A 25,596-nucleotide genomic window follows, 5' to 3' on the forward strand; every position below is an offset into this window, starting at 1 on the left:
GGGAACCACTATACCCAACCTCGTTCCCGTGCGAGGCGCACCGCCGCGTGGCGGTTCTCCGTGCCGAGCTTCGAGACGGCCGAGGAGAGGTAGTTGCGCACGGTCCCCGGGGACAGCGCGGCCCGCTCGGCGATCTCCGCCACGGGCGCCCCGTCGGCCGCGAGCTCCAGCACCTCGGCCTCCCGCGCGGTCAGCGGGGAGTCTCCGGAGGCGATCGCGTCGGCGGCCAACTCGGGGTCGACGTAACGGTTTCCCGCGTGGACCGTGCGGATGATCTCCGCGAGCCGCTGGGCGCTGACGGTCTTGGGGACGAACCCGCGCACCCCCGCCGCGAGCGCCCGCTTCAGATGGCCGGGCCGCCCGTGACTGGTCACGATCAGCACCCGGCAGTCGGGCAGCTCCGTCCGCAGGGATGTGGCGACCTTCACACCGTCGGCGCCGGGCATCTGGAGATCCAGGACGGCGACGTCGGGGGTGTGCGCCCGCGCCATCGCCAGCGCCTCCGGTCCCGAGGCCGCCTCGGCGACGACCGTCAGATCGTCCTCGAGCGACAGCAGCGCGGCCAGCGCGCCCCGGATCAGGTGTTCGTCGTCGGCCAGGAGCAGCCGCACGGGCCGGGAGCTCGTCACGATGCAGCCTCGCTCGCAGGAACGGATGTCTTCTCGGGCGCCGATGTCTCTCCGGAGGCCGACGTCTCCTCGGGCGCCGATGTCTCTCCGGAGGCCGACGTCTCCTCGGGCGCCGATGTCTCCTCGGGCCCCGACGTCTCTCCGGGCCCCGACGTCTCTCCGGGCCCCGACGTCTCCTCGGGCCCCGACGTCTCCTCGGGCGAGGAAAGAGGGGCCGGTACGGCGCCGGGCGGAGCCTCGCCCGGATGCGCGGGCAGCGGTACCTCGGCGGTCAGCCGGAACAGCCCGTCCCCGGCCGGCCCGGCCCGCAGCGTGCCCCCGATCTCCGCCAGCCGCTCGCGCAGCCCGATCAGTCCGGACCCCCGGCCGCCCGGGCCGCCGCTCTCCGGCACCCCGTCGTTCTCCACTGTCAGCACCACGTGCCCCTCCCGTACCCGCAGTTCCATCGCGCACCGCCGCGGGTCGCCGTGCCGCAGCACGTTCGTGGCCGCCTCCCGTACCACCCAGGCGAGCGCGGACTGCACCGGTGCGGGGAATCCGGTCACCGGGCCGGTGACGGTGCAGTCGATGCCGGCGGCGGACAGCACGCCCTGCGCGCCCGCGAGTTCGGTGGTGAGGTCCGCCTCGCGGTAGCCGCGCACCACCTCGCGCACCTCCCGCTGGGCCTCGTGGGCGAGGCGCTGCACCTCGACCATCTGCGTCACGGCCTCCGGCCGTTCCCGCTGCGCCAGCTGGACGGCCAGCTCGCTCTTCAGCGCGATCACCGCGAGATTGCGTCCCATCACGTCGTGCAGATCGCGCCCGAACCTGAGCCGCTCCTCGGCGACGGCGAGCCGGGCGCGGGTCTCGCGGGCGTCGTCGAGTTCGTAGACGGCGTTGAGCAGCCAGGCGGAGAAGGCGTAGGTGAAGGCGAAGAAGCCGCCGCCGGCCAGCACCAGCAGCGCCGTGACCAGCGCGACGGCCCAGGGCAGTCCGGCGGCGGCGGACGCGGCACCCGTGGTCACCGCGAGGCCCGCCGTCACGGCGGACACCCGCCGCCACCCGTGCACACCGACGCCGGCCGTCCCGGCGCCGAAGACCGTCACGAGCCCGAAGACCCCGCCCGCGGCGTTCTCGACCTCGCCGCCGGGGCCGTACCGGGCGACGGCGAGCGCGGCCAGGGCCATCACCGCCGTCGTCGCGCCGAACGCCCACAGGGTGCGCACCGGACGGTCCCGCTGGCCGCGATGCCAGTCCAGGGCCCGCGAGGCGGTGACGGCGCACGCCACGCTGTGCAGGGCGGTGACGGCCAGCAGCAGCGCCGCCGGCCGCGAGCCGATCTGGCCGAGCATCATCCCGCCGGCCACCGAGAACTCGGTCAGCGCGAGCCCGTGGAACGACCACCGCGTGTACGTCTCGAACTTCGCCGGTGTGCTCTTGCGCCGCCACCAGCCGCCCGGCCTGTTCATCTTCACGCGTCCCCGTTCCCGTTCCCGCTCCCGACCGTGTCAGCGCCTCGGTTCCCAGCGGAACCAGCGCTGTACAGCAAACACCGACAGCAGGATCCAGGCCACCGCCGTCGCCACGGCTCCCAGTGCCGAGTACGCCGACAGGTCGCCGGTGAAGCCGCCGCGCACCAAGGTCATGACGGGGGTGAGGGGCAGCAGTTCGCAGACGGAGGTGATGCGGTCGGGCAGGATCTCCAGGGGGATCATCATCCCGGAGGCGATCGCCGACACGAACAGCAGCGGCAGCGTCGTGACCTGCGCGCTCTCGCTGGTGCGGGTGAAGGCGGCGGTGAGGGCCGCGAGCGCGGTGCACAGCACCAGGCCCAGGAGCACGCCGAGCACCGACAGATGGACGGCCGGCGGAGTCTTCATGTCGAGCAGGGCGACACAGCCGGCCGCCAGCACCAGCGACTGGGCCAGGCCGGTCGCGGCGGCGGGCAGCGCGGCCCCGGCCAGGATCTCGGCGTCCCGCAGTTCCCCGGTGCGCAGCCGCTTGAGGACGAGCTCCTCGCGGCGGGCGACGAAGGAGCCGACGAGCGCCGCGTAGACGGCGAACAGCAGCGAGAAGCCGATGGCGGCCGGCAGCACCATCTCGCCGATGGTGAGCCCGGCCTCGGCGAGGTCCATCTCCCCGGCCGCCTGGTGGGCGCTGACCGGCAGCACCAGCGGCACGAACAGGGCGGTGACGAGCGTGCCCTTGCTCCGTACCAGCAGGGTGAGTTCCGCGCGGGCGAGCGCGGTCATCCGGCTCATCGGTGTGGTCACGGTCGTGCTCATGACGCGTACTCCTTCGTCGCCGCCGCGTCCGCGGAGGCGTCCTTGGCGATGGACAGGAAGGCCTCCTCCAGGGACGCCGAGCGCACATCGAGGCGGCGCAGCTCCACCCCGGCCTGCTGCGCCCACACGAGCAGTCCGGTGGCGGCGCGCTGCAGTTCGTGGGTGCGCAGCCGGACGGTCCGGCCGTCGGTGGTGTGGTCGCTCACACCCAGTGCGGCGAGCGGCGGCAGATCGCCCACGTGATAGCCGTGGGGCAGTTCGAAGGAGATCCGGGACGGCTCGGTGGCGGTCACCTCGGCCGGGGTGCCGGTCACGGCGATGCGGCCCTCGTGCATGATCGCGAGCCGGTCGGCGAGGTACTCGGCCTCCTCCAGGTAGTGCGTGGTGAGCAGCACGGTCGTCCCGGCCTCGCGCAGGGCGCCGACCAAGTCCCAGGCCTCCCGGCGGCCTTCGGGGTCGAGCCCGGTGGTCGGCTCGTCGAGGAAGAGCACCTCGGGGTCGCCGAGCAGCGCGAGCGCGAGGTCAAGACGGCGCCGCTGGCCGCCGGACAGCTGCTTCACCCGCACACCGGCCTTCGACTCCAGGCCGACCAGGGCCAGCACCTCCCGCTCGGGCCGGGCGCCGCTCACACAGCCCGCCCACATCCGGGCGGTCTCGGCGACGGTCAGCTCGGAGGGGAAGCCCCCTTCCTGGAGCATCACACCGGTGCGGGGGCGTACGGCGGCACGTTCGGTGTACGGGTCGTGGCCGAGGATCCGGACCCGCCCGCCGGCCGGGGCGGCGAGTCCCTCGAGGAGTTCGACGGTGGAGGTCTTGCCCGCGCCGTTGGTGCCCAGCAGGGCGAAGACCTCCCCGCGCCGTACGGAGAAGTCGATGCCGCACACCGCTTCGAACCCGCCCCCGTAGACACGTCGCAGGTCGGTGACCTCAATCACGTGTTCGTGTTCGTTCGCTTCCATGCCTCGAGCATCCCGGTCGCCGGGGCGCGCGGGCAGTGCGTGCTGTCACCACCGGACATGACAAATGTCAGACGGCGGCGGGTCCGCGAACGGGCGGCGGCTCCGGACAGGGCAGCAGGGCGGCGGCTCCGGACATGCGAAAAGACCCCGGTCCGGGGGACCGGGGTCATTCTCCCGAGCGGACGACGAGGCTCGAACTCGCGACCTCAACCTTGGCAAGGTTGCGCTCTACCAACTGAGCTACGTCCGCATTGCCTCCGACCGGCTCTCACCGATCGGTGCAGTCACCAGCGTACCCGATCGACCGGGGTCGTCGGTACGGCGATGCAGAGCGGGTGACAGGAATTGCACACTGCGCCTTCCCCCTGGAAGGGGGATGTTCTACTACTGAACTACACCCGCATGTACTCCGTGGGCCGGGCCTTTCGGCCTTGCCCCTCGGCGTGCTCCAGACTCTAGCTGATCAGCGGGGGTGCTGCGCAAGTCGGTTGACGCACAGGGCGGGTGACCGGCCGTCGGGCGGATCGCCCGGCCGCGTGCCCCGAAGGCGGCCACCCGGCCGGGTCACTGCGCCGCGGCGAACGCCTCGTACACCTTCTTGGGGATGCGGCCCCGCGCGGGGACGTCCATCCGGTTCGCCTGCGCCCAGGCGCGCACGGCGGACGGGTCGGGGGCGACCTGCGTCTGCCGGTAGGCCTTGCCGGAGCGCGAGCGCTTGCGGCCGGCGTCCACGTAGGGCTCGAGCGCCTGCCGCAGTTTCCTGGCATTGGTTTCATTGAGGTCGATCTCGTACGACTTGCCGTCCAGTCCGAAGGCGATCGTTTCCGCCGCTTCCGAGCCGTCGATGTCGTCAAAGAGAGTGACCACGACCTTCTGCGCCACGAATATCGGTCCCTTCGTGCGAAACCTCTCGCCCGGCCGTCCTGATGACGTGCCGGTACGTCGCCGAGATGTCGGCTGTCCGCCTGTAATCGGGCAAAGTATCTGCTAATGACAATTCATTTGTACAGTGCCCGGCATTGGAATGTGAAGCCCGACTAAATCTGTCCGCGTGTCCGCTGCGCAATAGAGATGTGCGGGCGATCGTGGATCTTTCCCGGATCTTTTCCCAGTCGCCTCCCCGCGATGCCGGATCGTGATGGTGCTCACGTAGATTCCTACAACTCTACCCGCGTAGAAATTCTGTGCGGGTAGTCTGAAGGAACCTGCTCAGCACCACACACCGGGAGTGCCAGTGGCACGCGTCGTAGTCGACGTCATGCTCAAGCCGGAGATCCTCGACCCCCAGGGCCAGGCGGTGCAGCGCGCACTGCCGCGACTGGGTTTCGAAGGGATCTCGGACGTCCGCCAGGGAAAGCGATTCGAACTGGAAGTTGACGGGCCGGTCGACGAGGCCGCGCTCGCCCGTATCCACGATCTTGCGGAATCCTTCCTCGCCAACACCGTGATCGAGGACTTCACTGTACGGGTCGAGGAAGTCGCGGAGGCCGCGAAGTGACCGCTCGTATTGGCGTCGTCACTTTCCCGGGCAGCCTCGACGACCGGGACACCCGGCGCGCGATCCGTGTCGCCGGCGCCGAACCCGTCGCCCTCTGGCACAAGCACAAGGACCTCAAACAGGTCGACGCCGTGGTGCTCTGCGGTGGTTTCTCGTACGGCGACTATCTGCGCGCCGGAGCCATCGCGCGCTTCTCGCCGGTGATGGGCACCGTCATCGACCAGGCCAGGGCCGGACTGCCGGTGCTCGGCATCTGCAACGGCTTCCAGATCCTCACCGAGGCGCACCTGCTCCCCGGCGCGATGCTGGGCAACGACCACCTGCACTTCATCTGCCGCGACCAGAAGCTGCGGGTGGAGAACGCGGAGACCGCCTGGACCACCGACTACACGGCCGGCCAGGAGATCCACATCCCGCTGAAGAACATGGACGGCCGCTACGTCGCCGACCGGCGGACCCTGGACGAGCTGGAGGCCGAGGGCCGCGTCGCCTTCCGCTACGTGGCCCGCGGCGAAGCCGCTGACGGATGCGGCAACCCGAATGGCTCGCTCAACGACATCGCCGGCATCACCAACGCCGCCGGCAACGTCGTCGGCCTGATGCCGCACCCCGAGCACGCCGTCGATCCGCTGATCGGTACGGGCCGTACCGACGGCCTGCCGTTCTTTACGTCGATCCTCAAGAAGCTGGTCAACGCATGAGCCGCACGCCCCTGGACACCGTCGAGCACGCGGCCGCCACGCCCGGCGTCGAGCTGCCCTGGGCAGAACTGGGCCTCAAGAAGGACGAGTACGAGCGGATCGTCGAGATCCTCGGCCGCCGCCCGACCGGCGCCGAGCTCGCCATGTACTCCGTGATGTGGTCCGAGCACTGCTCGTACAAGAGCAGCAAGGTCCACCTGCGCCAGTTCGGCGAGAAGGCCCCCGAGTCCGACGCCCTCCTCGTCGGCATCGGCGAGAACGCCGGTGTCGTCGACGTCGGCCAGGGCTACGCGGTCACCTTCAAGGTCGAGTCGCACAACCACCCCTCCTACGTCGAGCCCTACCAGGGCGCGGCCACCGGCGTCGGCGGCATCGTCCGCGACATCATCGCCATGGGCGCCCGCCCGGTCGCCGTCGTGGACCCGCTGCGCTTCGGCGCCGCGGACCACCCCGACACCAAGCGCGTCCTGCCGGGCGTGGTCGCCGGCATCGGCGGGTACGGCAACTGCCTGGGCCTGCCCAACATCGGCGGCGAGGTCGTCTTCGACGCCTGCTACCAGGGCAACCCGCTGGTCAACGCCGGAGCCATCGGCGTCATGCGGCACGAGGACATCCACCTCGCCAAGGCGTCCGGCGCGGGCAACAAGGTCATCCTGTACGGGGCCCGGACCGGCGGCGACGGCATCGGCGGCGCGTCGATCCTCGCCTCCGAGACCTTCGACGACGCCAAGCCGTCGAAGCGGCCCGCCGTGCAGGTCGGCGACCCCTTCCAGGAGAAGCTCCTCATCGAGTGCACCCTCGAGGCGTTCGCCGAGAAGCTCGTCGTCGGCATCCAGGACCTGGGCGCCGCCGGTCTGTCCTGCGCCACCTCCGAGCTGGCCTCCAACGGCTCCGGCGGCATGCGCGTGACGCTGGACGACGTCCCCCTGCGCGACTCCACGCTCTCGCCCGAGGAGATCCTCATGAGCGAGTCGCAGGAGCGCATGTGCGCGGTCGTGGAGCCCGACAAGGTCGACCGCTTCCTCGCGATCTGCGACAAGTGGGACGTCATCGCCACCGTCATCGGCGAGGTGACCGACGGCGACCGGCTGGAGATCTTCTGGCACGGCGGCAAGATCGTGGACGTCGACCCGCGCACCGTCGCCCACGACGGCCCGGTCTACGAGCGCCCCTACGCCCGCCCGTCCTGGCAGGACGAGCTCCAGGCGGACGACGCGAACAAGCTGCCCCGCCCGCGGACGGGCGAGGAGCTGAAGGAGCAGGTCCGCACGCTGGTCGGCTCGCCCAACCAGGCGTCCAAGCAGTGGATCACCCAGCAGTACGACCACTTCGTGCAGGGCAACACCGTGCTGGCCCAGCCCGAGGACTCCGGCATGATCCGCGTCGACGAGGAGTCGGGCCTCGGTGTCGCGATCGCCACCGACGGCAACGGCCGCTACGCCAAGCTCGACCCGTACACGGGTGCGCAGCTGGCCCTGGCGGAGGCGTACCGCAACGTGGCGACGACCGGCGCCAAGCCGCTGGCCGTCTCGGACTGCCTGAACTTCGGCTCGCCGGAGGACCCGGCCGTCATGTGGCAGTTCGCGGAGGCCGTACGCGGTCTGGCGGACGGCTGTCAGCAGCTCGGGACGCCGGTGACCGGCGGCAATGTCTCGCTCTACAACCAGACGGGCGAGGCCGCCATCCACCCGACGCCGGTGGTCGCGGTCCTCGGTGTCATCGACGACGTGGCCCGCCGCACCCCGGTTGCCTTCCAGGAAGAGGGCCAGCTGCTGTACCTCCTCGGCGACACCCGTGCGGAGTTCGGCGGCTCGGCCTGGGCGCAGGTGGTCCACGACCACCTCGGCGGCCTGCCCCCGAAGGTGGACCTGGAGCGTGAGCGGCTGCTGGGCGAGATCCTGATCTCCGCCTCCCGCGACGGCATGATCGACTCCGCGCACGACCTGTCGGACGGCGGTCTGATCCAGGCGGTCGTCGAGTCGGCGCTGCTCGGCGGCAAGGGCGCGCGTCTGGTGGTGCCCGACGGGCTCGACGCGTTCACCTTCCTGTTCTCCGAGTCGGCCGGCCGCGCGGTCGTCGCGGTGCCGCGCTCGGAGGAGGTCCGCTTCAACGACATGTGCGGTGCGCGCGGCCTGCCGGCCACCCGCATCGGCGTCGTGGACGGCGACACGGTCGAGGTGCAGGGCGAGTTCGCCCTCTCCCTCGCCGAACTCCGCGAGGTCCACGAGGCGACGATTCCGGCCCTGCTGGCCTGACCGCCCGCCTCTCGCACCCTCTCGAACGCAGCCCCGCCCGGTCCGCCGGGCGGGGCTGCGACGTGTTCGGGGACCGTGCGGCTGTGCTCGTCCACAGGCTCTTGCGCGGGATTACGTAGTTACGTAATCTCGAACCTGTGGAACTCGAAGAGCGAATGACGAGCCTTGAGCGCCGGCTGGCGGCGCTCGAGGCGACGGAGCGGGCCGCCCCTCGCTTCGGTGAGGGCGACTTCTGGGCCCTGGAAGGGCTGAAGCAGCAGCTCGCCGAGCTGAGAGCGGAGGACGGAGGAGTGCTGTTCACCGGAGCGGTCCGGATGCCGACCGGAGAGCAGTACGAGTGGCAGCACGGCGCGCTCACCGAAGGGCTGCTGAACATCGAGTGGCCGGAGGCCGCCGACGCGCTCGCCGCACTCGGCCATCCCGTGCGGCTCCGCCTGCTGCGCGAGATAGTCGGCGGCCGGCGCAGCGCCGCGGAGCTGGCGGAACTGGAGGGGATCGGCACCACCGGCCAGATCTACCACCATCTGCGCCAGCTCACCGGCACCGGCTGGCTGCACACCACCGGCCGCGGCCGCTACGAGGTGCCGCCCGGCCGGGTCGTACCACTGCTGGTGACGCTGTCGGCGGCGCGCCCCTGACCGCCGCCCGGCACCGAGGACAAGGGGGAGACCATGTCCGCACGCAAACTCGCCATGGCCGCGTTCCGCGGCCTCCAGCTCGCCTTCATCGGGCTGGTGATCGCCCACATCGCCTTCGGCTGGGACCACAGCATCTGGTGGAACCTGCTGCCCCTGGGCCTGGCGTACGCCCTGATCATCACGGTGAACCGGTGGGGCGGCGCCCCGGACGCCCCGCGTGCCGCCCGCGAGCCCGTCGAGGTCGCCCCGCCCGTCACCGGCCGATGGTCCGCGCTGAACAGCCCGGCCGACCGCACCCCGAGCCACGGTGTCCACGCCTACGGCCAGACCTACGCCATCGATCTCGTCGCCGAGCCCGAGCCGGGCGCCCGCCCCCGGTTCTCCCTCCTGTGGCCGCTCGCCCGCCGCAGCTCCGCCTTCCCCGCGTACGGCGCCCCGCTGCACGCGGTCGCCGACGCCACGGTCGTGCGGGCCGACGACCGGCAGCGCGACCATCTCAGCCGCACCTCCCTGCCCACGCTGCTGTACCTGATGCTGATCGAGGGATCGCTGCGCGAGCTGTCCGGGGTCCGCAGGATCCTCGGCAACCACCTCGTGCTGGACCTCGGCGACGGTACGTACGCGGCCTACGCCCACCTGCGGCGCGGTTCGCTCACCGTCCGCGAGGGGGAGAAGGTGCGCGCCGGGCAGACCCTCGCCCGGGTCGGCAACTCCGGCAACTCCACGGAGCCGCATCTGCACTTCCAGCTCATGGACGGCCCCGACCCGGACACCGCGCGGGGCATACCGTTCGCCTGGCACGGCATGCCCGTCCCCCGCAACGGCGAGGTGTTCGACGTCCCCGGTCCGGCTCCGGCCGTGTCCGCGTGACGGCCTAGGCTGCCGCCATGCCACCGGCCAAGAAACGCCCCCGCTCCTACGACCCCGCCAGGACCCGCGCCGCCGTCCTGGCCCAGTTCGGCAACGTCCGGGCGGCGGTGCGCACGCTCACCCCCGAGCAGCTCGCCCTGCCGACGCGGCTCGGCGACTGGACCGTACGGGAGCTGGTCGCGCACATCGGGATGGCGCTGACGGCGGTGGACCGGCTGCTCGACGAGCCCGAGCCGGCACGGCAGGACGCGCGGGCGACCGACTGGCCGTCCGCCATCGCCGCCGACGCGGACGCCATCTCCGCCACCGCGCGCCGCCTCGCGGCGGATCACCCCGACCCCGACGCCCGCCTCGCGGACGTCGAGGAGCGCTTCACCGCCCGGCTCGGCACCCACCCGGGCAGCAGGCTGCTTTTCACCAGCGCGGGCGCGCTGCCGCTGGACGACTACGTGGTCACCCGCACCGTCGAGCTCGTCGTGCACACCGACGACCTGAACGCCGCCGTCCTCGGCCTGGACGTCCCGTACGACCGTCAGGCCCTGGCCGCCTGCACGCGGCTGCTGGCCGACGCGCTCGCCCAGAAGGCGCCGGGCGGTTCCACCGAGGTGCGGGTGCCGCCGTTCGCGGTGGTGCAGTGCGTGGAGGGGCCGCGGCACACCCGGGGCACCCCGCCGAACGTCGTCGAGACCGACCCGCTCACCTGGATCCGGCTGGCCGCGGGGCGGACGGCCTGGCCCGACGCCGTGGCCGACGCCCTGGTCAGCTCCAGTGGAGAGCGGGCCGACCTCGGCCCGTATCTGCCGCTGCTGGGCTGATCCCGCCGGTGGAAGGGGAACCGCCCGCTCCTGGGCCGCGTCGCATCGGCATGGACCGGCACAAGCACCAGCAGCGCATGACCCTGGCGGCCGTCGCCACGCTCGTCGTCACGCTCGCGGCCGCCTGTGGCAGTGACAAGGCAGGCGCGGGCAGCGGGTCCGCCGGCCCGGCGGACCCGGTCACCGGCGTCCGCTGGAGCATCGACAGTGTCACCGCCGGCGGCACCACCCACCGCGTCCCGGGCGGCGCGCATCTCACCGTCCACGACGGCGGCGGCGTCGAGGGCACCTACGGATGCAACCTGTTCAAGGGCCGGGCCGCCTTCGAGGGCGACCGGATCCGGCTGGAGGACCGGGAGACCACCCTGCGGGCCTGCGAGAAGCAGCTCATGGACCTGGAGGGCATCCTCGCCCGCACCCTCGGCGACGGCGCCCTGCGGACCCGCGTGGACGACGGCCGCCTCACCCTCACCACCGAGGGCGGCGACACCGTACGCCTCAGCAGGACCGAGGACAGCCCGCTGCACGGCACGGAGTGGACCGTCACCACCCCCGCCGTCGGCAAGCGCGCCCACCTCACCTTCGACCAGGAGGAGGGCACCGTCGCCGGCAGCCTCGGCTGCAACCACGTGAACGCCGAGGCCACGGTGCGCGACGGGCGTATCACGCTCGGCGTGCCCGGCCTGACCCGAATGATGTGCGAAGACTCACTCATGGACAGCGAGCGGGCCCTGACAAAGCTGTTCAACGGCACCGTGAGCTACCGGATCGACGGCCAAACCCTCACGCTGACCAGCGAAAACGGCACCCGTGTACGGGCCGTCGCGCAGAGCTGATCCACCTCGGGGTTCCTATCCCGCATTCGGACCAGTGGTCGATCTCGCCTACACTCGGAGACGTGCCACGTGGTGACGGACGACTCAACCACGACCTGCTCCCCGGTGAGAAAGGCCCTCAGGACGCCTGCGGCGTCTTCGGTGTCTGGGCTCCGGGCGAAGAGGTCGCCAAGCTCACGTACTTCGGGCTCTACGCCCTCCAGCATCGGGGCCAGGAATCCGCGGGAATCGCGGTCAGCAACGGCTCCCAGATCCTCGTCTTCAAGGACATGGGACTGGTGTCCCAGGTCTTCGACGAGACCTCGCTCGGTTCGCTCCAGGGTCATATCGCGGTCGGACACGCCCGCTACTCGACCACGGGTGCCTCCGTGTGGGAGAACGCCCAGCCGACGTTCCGCGCCACCGCGCACGGATCCATCGCGCTCGGCCACAACGGCAACCTGGTCAACACGGCGCAGCTCGCCGAGCTGGTCGCCGAACTCCCCCAGGACAACGGGCGCGCCCCCAAGGTGGCGGCCACCAACGACACCGACCTGATCACCGCCCTCCTCGCCGGCCAGCGCGCCGCCGACGGCGAGCCGGTGACCGTGGAGCAGGCCGCGCACGTGGTCCTGCCGAAGGTCAGGGGCGCCTTCAGCCTCGTCTTCATGGACGAGAACACCCTGTACGCGGCCCGCGACCCGCAGGGCGTCCGCCCGCTGGTCCTCGGCCGGCTGGAGCGCGGCTGGGTCGTCGCCTCCGAGTCCGCCGCCCTCGACATCTGCGGCGCGAGCTTCGTGCGCGAGATCGAGCCGGGCGAGTTCGTCGCCATCGACGAGAACGGCCTGCGAACGTCGCGATTCGCGGAAGCAAAGCCCAAGGGCTGTGTTTTCGAGTACGTGTACCTGGCCCGTCCGGACACCGACATCGCCGGCCGGAACGTGTACCTCTCGCGCGTCGAGATGGGCCGCCGCCTCGCCCACGAGGCCCCGGTCGAGGCCGACCTCGTCATACCGACCCCGGAATCGGGCACCCCGGCCGCCATCGGCTACGCGGAGGCGTCCGGCATCCCCTTCGGCGCGGGCCTGGTCAAGAACGCGTACGTCGGCCGTACGTTCATCCAGCCCTCGCAGACCATCCGGCAGCTCGGCATCCGCCTGAAGCTGAACCCGCTCAAGGAAGTCATCAAGGGCAAGCGCCTGGTCGTCGTTGACGACTCGATCGTGCGCGGCAACACCCAGCGCGCCCTGGTCCGCATGCTCCGCGAGGCGGGCGCCGCCGAGGTGCACATCCGGATCTCCTCGCCGCCCGTGAAGTGGCCCTGCTTCTTCGGCATCGACTTCGCCACCCGCGCCGAGCTGATCGCCAACGGGATGACCATCGACGAGATCGGGACCTCGCTGGGCGCCGACTCGCTGGCGTACATCTCCATCGACGGCATGATCGAGGCGACCACCATCGCCAAGCCCAACCTGTGTCGCGCCTGCTTCGACGGCGAGTACCCGATGGAGCTGCCCGACCCCGAGCTCCTCGGGAAGCAGCTCCTGGAGACCGAACTGGCCGCCGGCACCGCCGCCCCGGCCGCGGTCGACGCGATCCGCCGCCCGTAAGCCCTGACGGACGACACGAAAGCTCTCACAGCCATGTCCCAGACACCTCTTTCCGAGGGCGGCGCCAGCTACGCAGCGGCGGGCGTCGACATCGAGGCGGGCGACCGCGCGGTCGAGCTGATGAAGGAGTGGGTGAAGAAGACGCGGCGCCCCGAGGTCCTCGGCGGCCTCGGCGGATTCGCCGGCCTCTTCGACGCCTCCGCCCTCAAGAACTACGAGCGCCCCCTGCTCGCCTCCGCCACCGACGGCGTCGGCACCAAGGTCGACATCGCGCGGCAGATGGGTGTCTACGACTCCATCGGCCACGACCTGGTCGCGATGGTCATGGACGACATCGTGGTGTGCGGCGCCGAGCCGCTGTTCATGACCGACTACATCTGCGTCGGCAAGGTCCACCCCGAGCGCGTCGCCGCCATCGTCAAGGGCATCGCGGAGGGCTGTGTGCTGGCCGGATGCGCCCTGGTCGGCGGCGAGACGGCCGAGCACCCGGGACTGCTGGGCCCGGACGACTTCGACGTCGCCGGCGCCGGTACGGGCGTCGTGGAGGCCGACCGGCTGCTCGGCCCGGACCGCATCCGTACGGGTGACGCGGTGATCGCCATGGCGTCCTCCGGACTTCACTCCAACGGCTACTCACTCGTCCGCCACGTCCTGCTGGACCGGGCCGGGCTCGCCCTGGACGCACGCATCGACGAGCTGGGCCGGACCCTCGGCGAGGAGCTGCTGGAGCCCACGAAGATCTACTCGCTGGACTGCCTGGCGCTGCTGCGCACCACCGAGGTGCACGCCTTCAGCCATGTCACCGGCGGCGGGCTCGCGGCCAACCTGGCCCGGGTGATCCCGGACGGGCTGCACGCCACGGTCGACCGCTCCACCTGGGCCCCCGCTCCGGTGTTCGACCTGGTGGGAAGGACCGGTGCGGTCGAGCGGCTGGAGCTGGAGAAGACGCTGAACATGGGCGTCGGCATGATCGCGATCGTGCCGCAGGAGTCCGCCGACGTGGCGCTCGCCACACTGGCCGACCGCGGAGTGGACGCCTGGGTGGCCGGTGAGATCACCGACCGCGGCGAGCACACCACGGGCGCGGCCCTCGTCGATGACTACGCGAACTGAGCAGCCGGACGCTGCCCGCGCCGGGGACGGGCGGGCAGCACACCCGGTGGTGAGGGCGGCCCCGCGGTCCCGGGCAGCACTGAACCCGGTGGGTGACCGAGGTCACCGACCGGGCTCATGCTCCGCGCAAGGTCAAGCGCCGCGACGCTGTTGCGAGGACGGACCGTCCTCGTCCTCGTCGTCGTCCTCATAGAGGTCGGCGTACCGTGCGTACAGGTCGTCGTCTTGCTCATCGTCCTCGAAACGCTCACCGTTCGGTGGCTGACTCGTAGGCGATGCACCCAGCTCCTCGGCCAGGCGTGAGAGATCAGTCCCACCGCTGTTGTACTTCAGCTGGCGGGCGACCTTCGTCTGCTTGGCCTTGGCCCGGCCGCGCCCCATGGCTCGACCCCCTCAACGACGGGGCTCGACGGCCCCAGAGTCTTGACACGCGTTCATGGTCCAGAACGGACTCTCCGCGGAGAGTCCGGTCCGTAGGGCTTCCACGGTACCTGAGCCCGCGCCCATACGGTACGTCGCCCGCATGACGTGCCCGCGCCCGGGTCCGTCGAGACACCCCGTTCTCGCTGGTCAGTCGCGATTTTTGGCACTTATCGGCGGTCGACCCGCCGGGAGAAGTGAGAGTTCTCTCCAAGTGCCCGCCGGCGGGTACCGCTCAAACGTACGAAGGCGGCCGGAAGGGGGCCCGCCCCGCGCACGTCAACGCACCGGACGCGCCTCCGCCATCCGCTGCTCGGCGATCCGGTCGGCCGCGGCGGCCGGCGGAATCCCGTCCTCCTTCGCACGTGCGAATATCGCGAGCGTGGTGTCGAAGATCTTCGACGCCTTCGCCTTGCACCGGTCGAAGTCGAAGCCGTGCAGCTCGTCGGCGACCTGGATCACACCGCCGGCGTTCACCACGTAGTCCGGCGCGTAGAGGATCCCGCGGTCCGCGAGGTCCTTCTCCACTCCCGGGTGGGCGAGCTGGTTGTTGGCCGCGCCGCAGACCACCTTGGCGGTCAGCACCGGCACGGTGTCGTCGTTCAGCGCCCCGCCCAGCGCGCACGGGGCGTAGATGTCCAGGCCCTCGGTGCGGATGAGCGCCTCGGTGTCGGCGACGGCCGACACGCCCTCGGGGTGCCGGTCGAGGATCCGTCGCACGGCGTCCTCGCGCACATCGGTGATCACGACCTCGGCGCCCTCGGCCCGCAGGTGCTCCACCAGGTGGTGGCCGACCTTGCCGACGCCCGCCACGCCGACCTTGCGGTCGCGCAGCGAGGGGTCGCCCCACAGGTGCTGGGCCGCGGCCCGCATGCCCTGGTAGACGCCGAAGGAGGTGAGCACCGAGGAGTCGCCCGCCCCGCCGTTCTCGGGGGAGCGGCCGGTGGTCCAGCGGCACTCGCGGGCCACGACGTCCATGTCGGCGACATACGTGCCGACGTCGCAGGCGGTGACGTACCGGCCGCCGAGGGAGGCCACGAACCGGCCGTAGGCCAGCAGCAGCTCCTCGGACTTGATCTGCTCCGGGTCGCCGATGATCACGGCCTTCCCGCCGCCGTGGTCGAGACCGGCCATGGCGTTCTTGTACGACATCCCGCGCGCGAGGTTCAGCGCGTCGGCGACGGCCTCCTCCTCGGAGGCGTACGGATAGAAGCGCGTACCGCCGAGGGCGGGGCCCAGGGCGGTGGAGTGGATGGCGATCACGGCCTTGAGGCCGCTGGCACGGTCCTGACAGAGCACGACCTGCTCGTGCCCTCCCTGGTCCGAGCGGAACAGGGTGTGCAGGACGCCGTCAGATACGTCGGTCACTGTGGTGACTCCTGAGTAGTCGCGGCGGGTGGGGTCGGCTCCCGATGATCCCCTAATCGCTTGTGGCAGGGGGACGTGGCGGGGGCTGTGGCATGAGAGTAGATCCTTCCGCGCCCGACGGCGGCACCGTGTCCGAGATCACCTCCGTCCGGAGTACCGCCGTGCGACGATTTGGATGGGTTTCCCACCCGCCCGAGCGGGGGTCCGGCAGGTTTTCGCGGTGGTCCGCGGGGGAGGGAGCAGGCGTGCCCAAGGTGTCCTCGGTGATCGTCCCGTACGCGGCGTACCTGCGTGTGTACGAGCCGCTGGCCGCCTTCCCCGAACCGGAACGCGACCATTGGGCCCGGTACGCCCGCCGCCCCGACCGCCCCTCCTACCAGGACGAACTGCGCCGGTCGCTGATGGACCTGGCGCCCACCCCGCCGGTGCCGGTGCCGGTGCACGAGAGCGACGACGCGTTCGTCCTGGAGGCCGACGGCGTGGTCTGCGTCTGCCCGTGGCGCACCCGGCTGCGCGGCTGGCAGACGTTGGGTGAGCTGGCCGAGGACTTCCCGCTGCCGGTCCTGGACGTGCTCCTGCCCCCGGTCGTACGGCACCAGGCCACCCAGGACTACGAGCGCTGGCTCGCCGACCATCCCGACGCCCGGCCGTGGATCCGCACCTCGACCTGGCAGGTGCCGATCAACTGGTTCGTGCTGTTCACGGACGACGAGCGGGAGTACGACAAGGGCTCGGCGGCCGAGGCCCCCGTGCTGCGCTACCGGACCCCCATGGTCCAGGCCCGCCGGCGGGTGGCGCGCGGGCTGCGGGCGCTGCGGGACGCGATGGACGAAAGCCTGCTCATCGACGGTCTGGTGGACGTCGGGCGCTGGCTGGAGGAGTTCCACCCGCGCTCGCTGGTGGAGCTGGACTACGGCGGACTGGTGCACGCCCTGCCGGCCGGCACGCTCGAGGACGACCACTCGGCGGCGGACGTGGCCGAGGGGATCGCGGCGCTGCGGAGGGGCGACGGGGAGGGCGCGGGGGAGGCCTACGGGCGGCTCGTGGAGCGCTGGCGGGCGGTGCGTGACCTGCGCTCGGCGAACTGACGTTTGACCAAACGCCCTTCTTGGGGTTTTGTCTTCGCTCTGAGGTGTCTGAGGTTCTGTCAGCGAGGGCCCGAGAACGGACGTAGTTGTCGATCCGGGCGTATGGCTCAAGCGCGTCAAGCGTGACGGACCGCACGTACGCGGCCCTTGCGCCCCTTGCCCACCCTCATGCCAAAATAGGACAAGGAGTCCGGGGAGGGCTCCTCCGTCCTGCTGTGCTCGACTATGGGCGGAATCTCAGCATTGCACGCTTTGGGGGGTCTGGTGACTCCTGATCGCTGCTGTGACTGATCGTCACAGCAGCGTGACTGTCCGCTATGGCATGGTCCATCGGCTTCCGCGGCTGATGAACACCTGGGAGGGCAATTCCATCGGTTTGGCCGACGTGGCTGGACAGATGGTGTAGTTGTAGTGCCGAGGACAAGCCGTTCGTCCTATAACCGACTCGACTCGCGTCCGCCATTTCGGGCAACGCGGGTCAAGGTGCAGAATTTAGAGGAAAGAACCGAGAAGGTTCGGTTCTCCCGAGGAGGCCGCTCATGACCGCTCGCACCCCTGATGCCGAGCCGCTGCTGACCCCGGCTGAGGTCGCCACCATGTTCCGCGTCGACCCCAAGACGGTCACGCGCTGGGCGAAGGCAGGCAAGCTCACGTCGATCCGCACGCTCGGCGGGCATCGCCGTTACCGCGAAGCCGAGGTTCGCGCACTGCTCGCGGGTATTCCGCAGCAGCGCAGCGAGGCCTGAACAACTGCATGAACCGGGCAGAACCGACTGGTCCCCCACTGGTCGAGACGCCCGGGAACACTGGCTCCAAGCGACGCGGGGACTGCCCCAACAGGCCCTTCGCCCAAGCCGATCAGAGCTTCACAGGCAACTGAACACAGGGTGCGTCGTCGATCGCGCTGGACTCCGCCGGGTCCAGCGCGATCTTTTTTGTGCGCTGGTGGGGGCCGGCGGTGTGCTCCCGTGGGGCGGGGGGACGGTCTGTGCGCGGGGTTGTCGGACTCTGGGGAGCGGAACTGTCCGAGGGGGCGGCGAGAGTGCAATTGCACATATTAAATTGACCCGTTGTAGGAGAGGTGTAAGTGCCGCACCTCTGAAAACTCATGCGGTGACACCCGTCACATACCAGTCGGCTTGTTGAGCCGATGGCATATGCGCTAGAGGGAACGGGTCTTGGGGGCGGGTTGTTCCCGGGGTGGTTCCGGCGGGGCGGAGGGGGAGCCGGGCGGGGAGTCCAGCGCCAGTCGCAACAGGCGGTGGCAGATGGGGCAGTGACGGGTCAGATGCCGGTAGGACGACGCGGCGGACAGATGTGCGCGGAGCAGGGCCCGCGTTTCGTGCCTAGCCGATGCCGCCATACGCCACCTCCAGGGGGCCACACGGAGTCGTGCCCTGCTTCTTGGGGTACCGGGGGGTGACGGGGCCGTCAAGACGGCGCGAGGCGCACTGGCGGGCGCACAGCGCCGCAAACCCCGGACGCCCGGCGGAAGTCCGTCCCGGGGGGTCTCTCTCGCCCCCGCCGCCCCTTCCCGTCCCGGCCCCGGAGGCTCCGCCCCCGAACCCCCTTCGACGCCGCCGCGCGACTCCGCGGCGGCACGCCGGCTTGAGGGCGGCCCGGGTGGACCGAAGACCCGCGATCCCTTGCCGGGGCGGGCCTTTGGGAGGTGCGGTCTTGACCGGACGCTGCGTCCGTACACGGCTCGGCTGCGGGACGGGACCTTTGTGGGGCGGGCCTTCTCGGACGGCGTGATCCTGACGGGATCTGCTGTGCGCGGCTCCGCCGCGGGGCGCGGGACCGGTATGCCGAAGGCGTCGCGGTCCCTTCCGGGCGCGGGCCTTGGTGCGGTGCGCTCCTGACGGAACAGCTGTGTCTGTACGCGGCTCGGGGGAGCGGGCCGAGGGTACGAAAGGCCTGCAATCCCTAGCGGGTGCGGGCCTTGGTGCGGTGGGGTCCTGACGGGATTTGCTGTGTTCTTGCGCGGCTCCGCCGCGGGGCGCGGCCTCGGGGGCGGGGCGGGTGTGACGGAGGCCCGTAGTGCCTAGCGGGTGCGGGCCTTGGTGTGGTGGGGTCCTGACGGGATTTGCTGTGTTCATGCGCGGCTCCGCCGCGGGGCGCGGCCTCGGGGGCGGGGCGGGTATGACGAAGGCCCGCAGTCCCCTGTGGGGATGCGGGCCTTCCAGCGATGCGGTCCTGACGGGATTTGAACCCGCGGCCTCCACCTTGACAGGGTGGCGAGCACTCCAAACTGCTCCACAGGACCTGGTTTCGCAGCGCCATTCCTGCGTTGCGCTGCGAGAAGAGACTGTACAGGAGCCTGAGCCCCCGGTCGAACTCACCCTGCGTGCCGGTCCCGTTACGGCACTGCCGCGTCGATCGCCTTCACGATCCGCTTGTCCGACACCGGGTACGCCGTGCCGAGCGCGTGGGCGAAGTAGCTGACCCGCAGTTCCTCGATCATCCAGCGGATGTCCAGGACCTGCCGCGGCACGGGCCGCCCCTGCGGCATCTGCTCCAGCAGCCAGGCGTACTCGTCCTGCATCTCATGGACCTTGGCCATCCGCGTCGTGTCCCGCTGCGCGTTCGCCGCCATCTGCTGCAGCCGGCGGTCCGCGGCCACCAGATACCGCATCAGATCCGGCAGCCGCCGCAGCCCCGCCTCCGTTACGAAGCCGGGCCGTACGAGGCCGTCCAACTGCTTGCGCACGTCCTGGAGGTTCGGGAGGAGCGCGGGGCTCCGCACACCCTTGAGGCGCCGCTCACAGGCCTGCCACGCGGCGAGCACCTGCTGCACCCCGTCCACCGCGCGGACCGTCATGTCGACGATGTCCGCGCGGACCTTGTCGTACAGCTTCCGGAACGACTCCTCGTCCCACACCGGGCCGCCGAAGTCGGCGATGAGCCTGTCCGCCGCGGCGGTCGCGCAGTCGTCGAACAGGGCCTGCACCGAACCGTGCGGATTCGCGGACAGCGCGAGCTTCTGCGCGTTCGTCAGCTTCTCGGATGCGAACTTCGCGGGGTTCACCGGGATCCGCAGCAGGATCAGCCGCCGGGTGCCCTTCCACATCGCCTCCGCCTGCTCGGCCTCCGAGTCGAACAGCCGCACCGAAACCGAGTCGCCGTCGTCCACCAGGGCAGGGAACGCCTTCACCGGCTGACCCGCCCGGCGTGTCTCGAACACCCGGGTGAGCGAACCGATCGTCCAGTCCGTCAGCCCCTTGCGCTCCAGCGACTCCCCGCCCTGGCGCTGCGCCGTCGCGGCCGCCGCCTGCGACAGCGCCTTGCGGGCCTTCGGACGCAGCCGGAGCTTCAGGGCCTCCAAGTCCTTGTCCTCGGCGAGCTTGCGGCGCCGCTCGTCGACGATCCGGAACGTCACCTTCAAGTGGTCCGGAACGCGGGACCAGTCGAAGTCGTCCGCCTCGAACGGCACCCCGACCATCCGCTTGAGCTCACGGGCCATCGTGACCGTCAGCGGCTCCTGCAGGGGCACCGCCCGCTCCAGGAACGCCTTCGCGTAGTTCGGCGCCGGCACGTAGTTCCGCCGGATCGGCTTGGGCAGCGAACGGATCAGCTCGGTGACGACGTCCTCCCGCAGACCCGGGATCTGCCAGTCGAACCCCTCGTCGGTCACCTGGTTCAGCACCTGCAGCGGGATGTGGACCGTGACACCGTCGGCGTCCGCACCCGGCTCGAACTGGTACGTCACCCGGAACTTGAGCGGGCCCTGCCGCCATGAGTCGGGATAGTCGGCCTTGGTGACCGCCTCCGCCGACTCACGGATGAGCATCTCCCGCTCGAAGTCGAGGAAGTCCGGCTGCTCGTGCCGCTTGTGCTTCCACCACGAGTCGAAGTGGGCGCCGGACACCACGTGCTCGGGGATCCGCTGCTCGTAGAAGTCGAACAGGGTCTCGTCGTCGACGAGGATGTCCCGGCGCCGGGCCCGGTGCTCCAGCTCCTCCACCTCGGTGAGGAGCCGGCGGTTGTCCGCGTAGAACTTGTGGTGTGTACGCCAGTCGCCCTCCACCAGCGCGTGGCGGATGAACAGCTCCCGGGAGACCTCCGGATCGATCCGCCCGTAGTTCACCTTGCGCTGCGCCACGATCGGTACGCCGTACAGCGTCACCTTCTCGTACGCCATCACGGCCGCCTGGTCCTTCTCCCAGTGCGGCTCGCTGTAGGTGCGCTTGAGCAGATGCTCCGCGAGCGGCTCGACCCACTCCGGCTCGATCTTCGCGTTGACCCGCGCCCACAGCCGGGACGTCTCCACCAGCTCGGCCGACATCACGAACCGCGGTGGCTTCCTGAACAGCGCCGAACCCGGGAAGATCGCGAACTTGGCGTTGCGCGCGCCCAGGTACTCGTTGCGTCCGCCGTCCCTGCGGCCGCCGCCCTGACCGGAGTCCTTGGACTCCTTCACGTCCTTCATGCCGATGTGCGACAGCAGACCGGACAGCAGCGAGACATGGATGCGGTCCGCGGGGGCGTCGTCCTCGTTCAGGCGGATGCCCATCTGCTTGGCGACGGTCCGCAGCTGCGTGTAGATGTCCTGCCACTCGCGGATCCGCAGGAAGTTCAGGTACTCCTGCTTGCACATCCGCCGGAACGACGACGAACCGCGCTCCTTCTGCTGCTCGCGGAGGTACCGCCAGAGGTTGAGGAAGGCCAGGAAGTCACTGGTCTCGTCGCGGAACCGGGCGTGCTGCTGGTCGGCCTGGGTCTGCTTGTCCGCCGGCCGCTCCCGCGGGTCCTGGATGGACAGGGCGGCCGCGATGACCATGACCTCGCGGGCACAGCCGTTGCGGTCCGCCTCCAGCACCATGCGTGCCAGCCGGGGGTCCACCGGCAGCTGCGCCAGCTTCCGTCCGGTCTGCGTCAGCCGCTTGCGGGGGTCCTTCTGGGCCGCGTCGAGCGCGCCCAGTTCCTGGAGCAGCTGGATGCCGTCGCGGATGTTGCGGTGGTCCGGCGGGTCGATGAAGGGGAACTTCTCGATCTCCCCCAGGCCGGCGGCCGTCATCTGCAGGATGACCGAGGCGAGGTTGGTGCGCAGGATCTCCGCGTCCGTGAACTCCGGCCGGACGAGGAAGTCGTCCTCGCTGTACAGCCGGATGCAGATGCCGTCCGAGGTACGGCCGCAGCGGCCCTTGCGCTGATTGGCGCTGGCCTGGGAGATGGGCTCGATCGGCAGCCGCTGCACCTTGGTGCGGTGGCTGTAGCGGGAGATACGGGCGAACCCGGGGTCGATGACGTACTTGATGCCCGGCACGGTGAGGGACGTCTCGGCGACGTTGGTGGCCAGAACGATCCTGCGGCCGGTGTGCTGCTGGAACACCCGGTGCTGCTCGGCGTGCGAGAGCCGCGCGTACAGCGGCAGCACCTCGGTCGACCGGTACCGCTTCTTGGTGAGCGCGTCCGCCGTGTCCCGGATCTCCCGCTCGCCGGAGAGGAAGACCAGGATGTCGCCGGGCCCCTCCGCCATCAGCTCCTCGACGGCATCGGTGATCGCCGTGATCTGGTCCCGGTCGGCGTCGTCGGAATCCTCCTCCAGCAGCGGCCGGTACCGCACCTCCACCGGATACGTACGCCCGCTGACCTCGACGATCGGCGCGTCGTCGAAATGCCGGGAGAAGCGCTCCGGGTCGATGGTCGCCGAGGTGATGACGACCTTGAGGTCCGGGCGCTTGGGGAGGAGCTGGGCGAGGTAGCCGAGCAGGAAGTCGATGTTGAGCGAGCGCTCGTGCGCCTCGTCGATGATGATCGTGTCGTAGGCGCGCAGCTCGCGGTCGGTCTGGATCTCCGCCAGGAGGATGCCGTCGGTCATCAGCTTGATGAACGTGGCGTCGGGGTTCACCTGGTCGGTGAAGCGGACCTTCCAGCCCACGGCCTCCCCGAGCGGGGTGTCGAGTTCCTCGGCGACGCGCTCGGCCACCGTACGGGCGGCGATCCGCCGGGGCTGAGTGTGGCCGATCATGCCGCGTACGCCCCGGCCCAGCTCCATACAGATCTTCGGGATCTGCGTGGTCTTCCCGGAACCCGTCTCACCGGCGACGATCACGACCTGGTGATCACGGATCGCCTTGGCGATCTCGTCCCTCTTCTGGCTGACCGGCAGCTGCTCCGGATACCGCACCTGCGGCACCCGGGCCCGTCGCGCGGCCATCCGCTCCTCGGCCCCGGCGATCTCCGTCTCGATCTCGGCGAGCACGGAGGCGCGGGCCTCCGGCTTGCGGATCCTGCGTGCGCCCTCGAGTCGCCGCCCGAGCCGGTGCGCATCGCGCAGCGACAGCTCGGTGAGGCGAGAGGCAAGAGGGCCGAAAGAGGGGGCAGAGTGCGTAGACATACGGACTCCAGGATCTCATCCCGCGAAAATTCGCGGCCAATGATTTTGCCGGGGCACACAACAAGGCCCCGATCGGAGATCGGGGCCTTCGCTGTGGCTGGGGCCGGGGTCGAACCGGCGACCTTCCGCTTTTCAGGCGGACGCTCGTACCAACTGAGCTACCCAGCCGCGATGTTTCACGTGAAACACCAGCGGTCCTGACGGGATTTGAACCCGCGGCCTCCACCTTGACAGGGTGGCGAGCACTCCAAACTGCTCCACAGGACCAAGCATGTCGTACGACAGTGTCGCACAGGGTGGTGCGTGCCCCCAACGGGATTCGAACCCGTGCTACCGCCTTGAAAGGGCGGCGTCCTGGGCCACTAGACGATGAGGGCGGACCCAGCGCGTCGCTTCGCTGTTCGCCTCCGCGTGGGAGACGTGAGAAGCATGTGACTCCGCATCCCCTCGAAAGGTTCCGCTTCTCCTTTGCCCCGTACGGGGCTCGGGACGGTCAAGCCCTGACCGCTGCCGTTGGGCACGACCAGACTGTACTACGGCTTCCGGGACGCGACCAAACTGAATAGTCGCGGGTCATCGAGGGGACGGAGTGCTGTCTGCCGGTGAGGATTCTCCGCCTGTCGGCGAAGGGGTGGCGCCCGGCTGGTTCTCCTCGGGGAGGTGCCGGCTGACCTCCGCCGTCGTCAGCCCGAGACCGCCCAGTTCGATCGAGTCCCAGGCCTGCAGGCGGCGGGTGTCGCGGTCGAAGTAGAGGATCGACGTCTCGATCGGGTCGGGGTACTCGCCCTCGATGGCGCGCAGGCCGCTGCCGCCGGTGGAGCCCTCGACCCGCAGCCGGGTGCCGTACTCCATGACCTCGCTGTCCTCGTGGTGGACGTGCCCGGCCAGGACCAGGGGGACGGTGCCGTCGACCTCACGGGCCGCGGACGGTTCGTGGACGACCGCGACGTCGACCGGGGTGCCGGCGGCGCGCTGGTCGCGCAGCGCGGAGGCGAGACGGGCCCCCGCCAGTTCCTGGGACTGCTCGGCCCCGTTCTTGTCGGAGCGGTCCGGGGTGAACTGCGGATCGCCCATGCCGGCGAAGCGCAGCCCGCCGATGGTCTGCGCCCTGCCGTCGTCGAGCACGTGGACGTTGTCCAGTCCTTCGAGGTAGCGCTGGGTGACTCGCGAGTCGTGGTTGCCGCGGACCCAGACGTAGGGCGCGCCGAGGTCCTCGATGGGGTCCAGGAAGCCGTTCTCGGCGGCGGTGCCGTGGTCCATCGTGTCGCCGGAGTCGACGATCACGTCCACCTGGTACTGCTCCACCAGCGAGGCGATGATCTTCCAGCTCGCGGGGTTGAGGTGGATGTCGGAGACGTGCAGGACCCGGATGGTGGTCGGGTCGGGCTGGTAGGTGGGGAGCGTGGACGTGGCGTCGTAGAGCTTGGTCACGTTGGTGACCAGGCGGGCCAACTCCTTCTGGTACACGTCGAACTCGGTGACGATGCTGCGCGCGTCACCGACGAGGGAGGGCGCGGAGGAGAGCAGGCCGGAGAACCTCGGCTCCAGGACCGAGTCGGGGTTCCAGGTGGCGAACGCGGTGCCGCCGGACGCGGCCAGCAGAGTGAGGGCGAGCCCGCCGGCGGCGAGGGCGCGGCGGGGCCGGCGGTAGACGACCAGGCCGAGGGCCGTGGCGCCGGTGACGACGGCGACGCAGGAGCGGACGGCGAGGTCGGCGGTGCCGTGGGTGATGTCCCGGGCGACCTCCTTCTGGAGGCCGGAAAGGCGCTCGGGGTGGTCGACGAGGGCCTGGGAACGCTCGGGGTCGAGCTGGTCGACGTTGACGTCGAGGCGCACGGGCGCGGTGTGGCTGTCGAGTTGCAGCGCGCCCAGCGGCGAGACGTTGATCTTGGTGCCGCCGGTGAAGGAGGGGCGCAAGGTCATCGTGGTGTCCATGGGACCCACGGGGACACGGACGTTTCCGACCACGAGCAAACCGAGCCAGGCGCCGAGGATGACCACCACGACCAGCCCGAGCGCCCGTGTCCAGGGGCGCTGCTGCGGGGCGAGGGAGGCCGTCGCGGCCGTGGGCCGTGGGGAGCGGTGGCGGCGGGTGAGGGCACGCGGGAGCCGTCGGACGCGCTGGGCGACGTTCGCGACTGGGGAGGGGACGCGGGCCATTGGTCCCGTATGCCCAAGTCGCGGCCCGGATATGCGGGTCTCCCGCGCATCTC

21 protein-coding genes and 6 tRNA genes are annotated in these 25,596 nt (G+C 70.6%); 11 read left to right on the forward strand and 16 right to left on the reverse strand.

Annotated elements, in window-relative coordinates:
* Positions 1-8: 8 nt before the first annotated feature.
* The 7 genes from AC5L3C_RS19540 to AC5L3C_RS19570 all read right to left on the reverse strand — a co-directional run bounded on the left by AC5L3C_RS19540 (position 9) and on the right by AC5L3C_RS19570 (position 4,734).
* Positions 9-629, reverse strand: a complete 621-nt coding sequence (locus AC5L3C_RS19540) for a response regulator transcription factor (RefSeq protein WP_125505485.1) — start codon at positions 627-629, stop codon at positions 9-11.
* Positions 626-2,077 (reverse strand): sensor histidine kinase, encoded by a 1,452-nt coding sequence (locus AC5L3C_RS19545; protein ID WP_493653941.1) that lies wholly within the window; start codon positions 2,075-2,077, stop codon positions 626-628. The genes AC5L3C_RS19540 and AC5L3C_RS19545 overlap by 4 nt, the downstream gene beginning before the upstream one ends.
* Positions 2,078-2,116: 39 nt before the next feature.
* The gene (locus AC5L3C_RS19550; RefSeq protein ID WP_493650094.1) at positions 2,117-2,893 is read right to left on the reverse strand and encodes an ABC transporter permease; all 777 of its coding nucleotides are present in this window, start codon (positions 2,891-2,893) and stop codon (positions 2,117-2,119) included.
* Positions 2,890-3,852, reverse strand: a complete 963-nt coding sequence (locus AC5L3C_RS19555) for an ABC transporter ATP-binding protein (RefSeq protein WP_493650095.1) — start codon at positions 3,850-3,852, stop codon at positions 2,890-2,892. The genes AC5L3C_RS19550 and AC5L3C_RS19555 overlap by 4 nt, the downstream gene beginning before the upstream one ends.
* Before the next feature lie 177 nt (positions 3,853-4,029).
* Positions 4,030-4,102: transfer RNA gene (locus AC5L3C_RS19560), tRNA-Gly, on the reverse strand.
* 80 nt (positions 4,103-4,182) lie between these two features.
* Positions 4,183-4,254 (reverse strand) — tRNA-Gly (locus tag AC5L3C_RS19565).
* Between the two features lie 162 nt (positions 4,255-4,416).
* Complete coding sequence (locus AC5L3C_RS19570; protein ID WP_125505488.1) at positions 4,417-4,734, reverse strand: histone-like nucleoid-structuring protein Lsr2; 318 nt, start codon at positions 4,732-4,734, stop codon at positions 4,417-4,419.
* A 352-nt stretch (positions 4,735-5,086) separates the two neighbouring features.
* Between AC5L3C_RS19570 and purS the strand changes: the two genes are divergently transcribed.
* The 9 genes from purS (at position 5,087) to purM (ending at position 14,167) form a co-directional block, all read left to right on the forward strand.
* Complete coding sequence (gene purS, locus AC5L3C_RS19575; RefSeq protein ID WP_006133353.1) at positions 5,087-5,350, forward strand: phosphoribosylformylglycinamidine synthase subunit PurS; 264 nt, start codon at positions 5,087-5,089, stop codon at positions 5,348-5,350.
* Positions 5,347-6,051: a phosphoribosylformylglycinamidine synthase subunit PurQ gene (purQ, locus tag AC5L3C_RS19580; protein ID WP_493650096.1), complete on the forward strand. Its 705-nt coding sequence runs from the start codon at positions 5,347-5,349 to the stop codon at positions 6,049-6,051. The genes purS and purQ overlap by 4 nt, the downstream gene beginning before the upstream one ends.
* Positions 6,048-8,306 (forward strand): phosphoribosylformylglycinamidine synthase subunit PurL, encoded by a 2,259-nt coding sequence (purL, locus tag AC5L3C_RS19585; protein WP_493650097.1) that lies wholly within the window; start codon positions 6,048-6,050, stop codon positions 8,304-8,306. Before purQ ends, purL begins: the two co-directional genes overlap by 4 nt.
* A 155-nt stretch (positions 8,307-8,461) precedes the next feature.
* Complete coding sequence (locus AC5L3C_RS19590) at positions 8,462-8,944, forward strand: ArsR/SmtB family transcription factor (protein WP_493650098.1); 483 nt, start codon at positions 8,462-8,464, stop codon at positions 8,942-8,944.
* Between the two features lie 33 nt (positions 8,945-8,977).
* Entirely contained in the window at positions 8,978-9,814 is an 837-nt protein-coding gene (locus AC5L3C_RS19595) for a M23 family metallopeptidase (protein WP_493650099.1), read from the forward strand.
* 17 nt (positions 9,815-9,831) lie between these two features.
* Positions 9,832-10,629, forward strand: coding sequence for a maleylpyruvate isomerase family mycothiol-dependent enzyme (locus AC5L3C_RS19600; RefSeq protein WP_493650100.1), 798 nt, complete (start codon positions 9,832-9,834; stop codon positions 10,627-10,629).
* Positions 10,630-10,679: 50 nt separating this feature from the next.
* Positions 10,680-11,465, forward strand: coding sequence for an META domain-containing protein (locus AC5L3C_RS19605; RefSeq protein WP_493650101.1), 786 nt, complete (start codon positions 10,680-10,682; stop codon positions 11,463-11,465).
* Positions 11,466-11,527: 62 nt separating this feature from the next.
* Positions 11,528-13,054: an amidophosphoribosyltransferase gene (purF, locus tag AC5L3C_RS19610; protein ID WP_493650102.1), complete on the forward strand. Its 1,527-nt coding sequence runs from the start codon at positions 11,528-11,530 to the stop codon at positions 13,052-13,054.
* A gap of 33 nt (positions 13,055-13,087) precedes the next feature.
* The gene (gene purM / locus AC5L3C_RS19615; protein ID WP_493650103.1) at positions 13,088-14,167 is read left to right on the forward strand and encodes a phosphoribosylformylglycinamidine cyclo-ligase; all 1,080 of its coding nucleotides are present in this window, start codon (positions 13,088-13,090) and stop codon (positions 14,165-14,167) included.
* A 132-nt stretch (positions 14,168-14,299) separates the two neighbouring features.
* Here the strand turns inward: purM and AC5L3C_RS19620 are convergent, their stop codons facing one another.
* Both AC5L3C_RS19620 and AC5L3C_RS19625 read right to left on the reverse strand, forming a co-directional pair.
* Positions 14,300-14,548, reverse strand: coding sequence for a DUF3073 domain-containing protein (locus AC5L3C_RS19620; protein WP_125505497.1), 249 nt, complete (start codon positions 14,546-14,548; stop codon positions 14,300-14,302).
* Positions 14,549-14,866: 318 nt separating this feature from the next.
* Positions 14,867-15,955, reverse strand: a complete 1,089-nt coding sequence (locus AC5L3C_RS19625) for a Leu/Phe/Val dehydrogenase (RefSeq protein ID WP_125505498.1) — start codon at positions 15,953-15,955, stop codon at positions 14,867-14,869.
* Between the two features lie 245 nt (positions 15,956-16,200).
* Between AC5L3C_RS19625 and AC5L3C_RS19630 the strand changes: the two genes are divergently transcribed.
* Both AC5L3C_RS19630 and bldC read left to right on the forward strand, forming a co-directional pair.
* Positions 16,201-17,043 (forward strand): DUF8083 family protein, encoded by an 843-nt coding sequence (locus AC5L3C_RS19630; protein WP_493650104.1) that lies wholly within the window; start codon positions 16,201-16,203, stop codon positions 17,041-17,043.
* 539 nt (positions 17,044-17,582) lie between these two features.
* Positions 17,583-17,789, forward strand: coding sequence for a developmental transcriptional regulator BldC (gene bldC, locus AC5L3C_RS19635; RefSeq protein ID WP_003949541.1), 207 nt, complete (start codon positions 17,583-17,585; stop codon positions 17,787-17,789).
* 416 nt (positions 17,790-18,205) lie between these two features.
* Here the strand turns inward: bldC and AC5L3C_RS19640 are convergent, their stop codons facing one another.
* The 7 genes from AC5L3C_RS19640 to AC5L3C_RS19670 form a co-directional block, all read right to left on the reverse strand.
* Entirely contained in the window at positions 18,206-18,406 is a 201-nt protein-coding gene (locus AC5L3C_RS19640; protein WP_493650105.1) for a DUF6274 family protein, read from the reverse strand.
* Positions 18,407-19,234: 828 nt separating this feature from the next.
* Positions 19,235-19,309 (reverse strand) — tRNA-Asp (locus AC5L3C_RS19645).
* 93 nt (positions 19,310-19,402) lie between these two features.
* Complete coding sequence (hrpA, locus tag AC5L3C_RS19650) at positions 19,403-23,383, reverse strand: ATP-dependent RNA helicase HrpA (protein ID WP_493650106.1); 3,981 nt, start codon at positions 23,381-23,383, stop codon at positions 19,403-19,405.
* A gap of 94 nt (positions 23,384-23,477) precedes the next feature.
* Positions 23,478-23,551: transfer RNA gene (locus AC5L3C_RS19655), tRNA-Phe, on the reverse strand.
* A gap of 24 nt (positions 23,552-23,575) precedes the next feature.
* Positions 23,576-23,650: transfer RNA gene (locus tag AC5L3C_RS19660), tRNA-Asp, on the reverse strand.
* Positions 23,651-23,687: 37 nt separating this feature from the next.
* Positions 23,688-23,760 (reverse strand) — tRNA-Glu (locus tag AC5L3C_RS19665).
* 196 nt (positions 23,761-23,956) lie between these two features.
* Positions 23,957-25,543: a metallophosphoesterase family protein gene (locus AC5L3C_RS19670; protein ID WP_493650107.1), complete on the reverse strand. Its 1,587-nt coding sequence runs from the start codon at positions 25,541-25,543 to the stop codon at positions 23,957-23,959.
* Positions 25,544-25,596 lie beyond the last annotated feature (53 nt).

It is taken from the genome of Streptomyces speibonae (assembly GCF_984686075.1).

Bases quoted from the DNA above. Each gene is read 5' to 3' on its own strand.
- AC5L3C_RS19545 (WP_493653941.1), bottom strand. From the start codon at position 2,077: ATGAACAGGCCGGGCGGCTGGTGGCGGCGCAAGAGCACACCGGCGAAG.
- AC5L3C_RS19550 (WP_493650094.1), bottom strand. From the start codon at position 2,893: ATGAGCACGACCGTGACCACACCGATGAGCCGGATGACCGCGCTCGCC.
- AC5L3C_RS19555 (WP_493650095.1), bottom strand. From the start codon at position 3,852: ATGGAAGCGAACGAACACGAACACGTGATTGAGGTCACCGACCTGCGA.
- purL (WP_493650097.1), top strand. From the start codon at position 6,048: ATGAGCCGCACGCCCCTGGACACCGTCGAGCACGCGGCCGCCACGCCC.
- AC5L3C_RS19590 (WP_493650098.1), top strand. From the start codon at position 8,462: ATGACGAGCCTTGAGCGCCGGCTGGCGGCGCTCGAGGCGACGGAGCGG.
- AC5L3C_RS19595 (WP_493650099.1), top strand. From the start codon at position 8,978: ATGTCCGCACGCAAACTCGCCATGGCCGCGTTCCGCGGCCTCCAGCTC.
- AC5L3C_RS19600 (WP_493650100.1), top strand. From the start codon at position 9,832: ATGCCACCGGCCAAGAAACGCCCCCGCTCCTACGACCCCGCCAGGACC.
- AC5L3C_RS19605 (WP_493650101.1), top strand. From the start codon at position 10,680: ATGGACCGGCACAAGCACCAGCAGCGCATGACCCTGGCGGCCGTCGCC.
- purM (WP_493650103.1), top strand. From the start codon at position 13,088: ATGTCCCAGACACCTCTTTCCGAGGGCGGCGCCAGCTACGCAGCGGCG.
- AC5L3C_RS19620 (WP_125505497.1), bottom strand. From the start codon at position 14,548: ATGGGGCGCGGCCGGGCCAAGGCCAAGCAGACGAAGGTCGCCCGCCAG.
- bldC (WP_003949541.1), top strand. From the start codon at position 17,583: ATGACCGCTCGCACCCCTGATGCCGAGCCGCTGCTGACCCCGGCTGAG.
- AC5L3C_RS19640 (WP_493650105.1), bottom strand. From the start codon at position 18,406: ATGGCGGCATCGGCTAGGCACGAAACGCGGGCCCTGCTCCGCGCACAT.
- hrpA (WP_493650106.1), bottom strand. From the start codon at position 23,383: ATGTCTACGCACTCTGCCCCCTCTTTCGGCCCTCTTGCCTCTCGCCTC.
- AC5L3C_RS19670 (WP_493650107.1), bottom strand. From the start codon at position 25,543: ATGGCCCGCGTCCCCTCCCCAGTCGCGAACGTCGCCCAGCGCGTCCGA.